General features: G+C 44.6%; 4 protein-coding genes. 1 reads left to right on the forward strand and 3 read right to left on the reverse strand.

Annotation, left to right across the window (positions count from 1 at the left end):
* From ACTIE6_RS23735 to ACTIE6_RS23745, 3 genes are all read right to left on the reverse strand, one after another.
* The coding region (locus ACTIE6_RS23735) for an MFS transporter (RefSeq protein WP_439558991.1) at positions 1–247 on the reverse strand (247 nt) is incomplete at its 3' end.
* Positions 248–383: 136 nt separating this feature from the next.
* Positions 384–578 (reverse strand): hypothetical protein, encoded by a 195-nt coding sequence (locus ACTIE6_RS23740; protein ID WP_056291353.1) that lies wholly within the window; start codon positions 576–578, stop codon positions 384–386.
* A gap of 22 nt (positions 579–600) precedes the next feature.
* The gene (locus tag ACTIE6_RS23745; protein WP_439558992.1) at positions 601–813 is read right to left on the reverse strand and encodes a hypothetical protein; all 213 of its coding nucleotides are present in this window, start codon (positions 811–813) and stop codon (positions 601–603) included.
* A 386-nt stretch (positions 814–1,199) separates the two neighbouring features.
* Here ACTIE6_RS23745 and ACTIE6_RS23750 point away from each other — a divergent pair.
* Positions 1,200–1,570, forward strand: a 371-nt coding sequence (locus tag ACTIE6_RS23750; RefSeq protein ID WP_439558993.1) for a carboxypeptidase-like regulatory domain-containing protein, incomplete at its 3' end; no start/stop codon positions are given.

Genomic DNA, 1,570 nt, shown 5'->3' on the forward strand with positions numbered 1-1,570 from the left:
AAATGATCAATCCGATGAAAAGCGGCTTTTTTCTTCCAAAACGATCCAGTAACGGACCGTAAAGAAGCTGTCCGAGCGAGATTCCAATGAAGAATCCCGAGAGTGAAAGCGAAACTTTTGCGGCTGTGGTGTGAAGATCTTTGGCAATAGCGGGGAATCCCGGCAGGTACATATCGATCGAAAACGGACCGAGTGCGGTAAGACTTCCCAGGATCAAAATCAGGAAGAAGTATGTCTTTTTTGGCATTTGAACTTTGTGGTGTAGCTACCCTCTAACGTGAGTTAATGCGCTGCGGTTCGGGAAGTGGCGTATTTGACACAAAAAATAAGAGGCCCCGGTCGCCCCGAAGCCTCTCTTCCTTTTCCATGCCAATAGATTAATATTATGCTGCAACCCAGTTTAACTTCTGATAAACCTCCCGCTGGCTTTCACTTACTGCGTAAGGGACTTTGTTTTTCAGGTAAATAATGCAACCCTGATCTTTCTCAATGGGTGCTATTTCAACTACGTCGTCTTTGTGGATAATGATATCAATGAGCTGTTGCCCCAATAACTTAAATGTACCTGATTGTACCATGTTCTAAAATCGAAATTAAATCTTAGGCAACTCCGTTTGTAGCGCCCGCTGCCTTCGTGTACACCAGAAAGTAATCTTTTGAAATCGGGAAATAATCCAGATCGTTTCTGTTGCTCGACTGCAGGAATTCAGCTATTTGCTGATGGGCATCCTTTTCAGTATGGGCACCTGTTACTGTAAGTACTGCGCCTGGTTTTAGTGTGTCAATTGCGTTGTTACCTAGTGAAGCTACCATATTGATTTTAGTTGGAGTTGTCTGTTGTTTGAAACTGTTTTGCAAGGGTTATTTAAAGAAGCGTGCCAGCTGTGCCAGAAGATAATCCGCACCTATGCGCAAAAGGAACACTTTTGACATGGCAGTAAGGAGAAATAGAGGAATAAACTATTGTAAACAAGCACTTTACCTTGTAGCGGAGAATAATTATAACTTTCTCAAAAAAAGTGTAAAATAGCTCTGGGTTGTAGAGCAAACCGTGGAATCGGTCACAGCTTTTCGTGACGGAATGCGCTACGCTTTGTCTGCTAAAAACGGGAGTTCATCCTGCAACTTCTGCACTTCGGTAACCTCCTTTTCGCAGCCGTTTTTTCAATGCGCAACTTTGGTCAAAACAAAGCGCAAAAATGAAAAGCTGCCTCACTTTCCTCCTGATTATAATCGCACTCCGGCTCACAGCCCAAACGCTGGTATCCGGCAAGATCACAGATACAAAAGGCGTATCAATTCCAGGTGCAAATGTCGTTTTGAAGGGAACTTACGACGGGACTTCTTCTGACAATGAGGGCAATTTCTCCTTTTCCACAGACGAAGCCGACGCGCAGATCCTAAGCGTGCAGGCGCTTGGATTTAAAACACAGGAGATAAAGATCGAATGCACCGGCCAGCCCATTCAAAAGTCGGTTTCACTTGCCGAAAGTATCAACCAGCTCACAGCGGTAACCATTACAGCCGGCGCAATGGAAGCGAGCGACCAGAAGAAATCGGTTGTACTCAA

The sequence above is a fragment of the Dyadobacter sp. genome (assembly GCF_051859145.1).
Lineage (GTDB): Bacteria > Bacteroidota > Bacteroidia > Cytophagales > Spirosomataceae > Dyadobacter.

Bases quoted from the DNA above. Each gene is read 5' to 3' on its own strand.
- ACTIE6_RS23745 (WP_439558992.1), bottom strand. From the start codon at position 813: ATGGTAGCTTCACTAGGTAACAACGCAATTGACACACTAAAACCAGGC.
- ACTIE6_RS23740 (WP_056291353.1), bottom strand. From the start codon at position 578: ATGGTACAATCAGGTACATTTAAGTTATTGGGGCAACAGCTCATTGAT.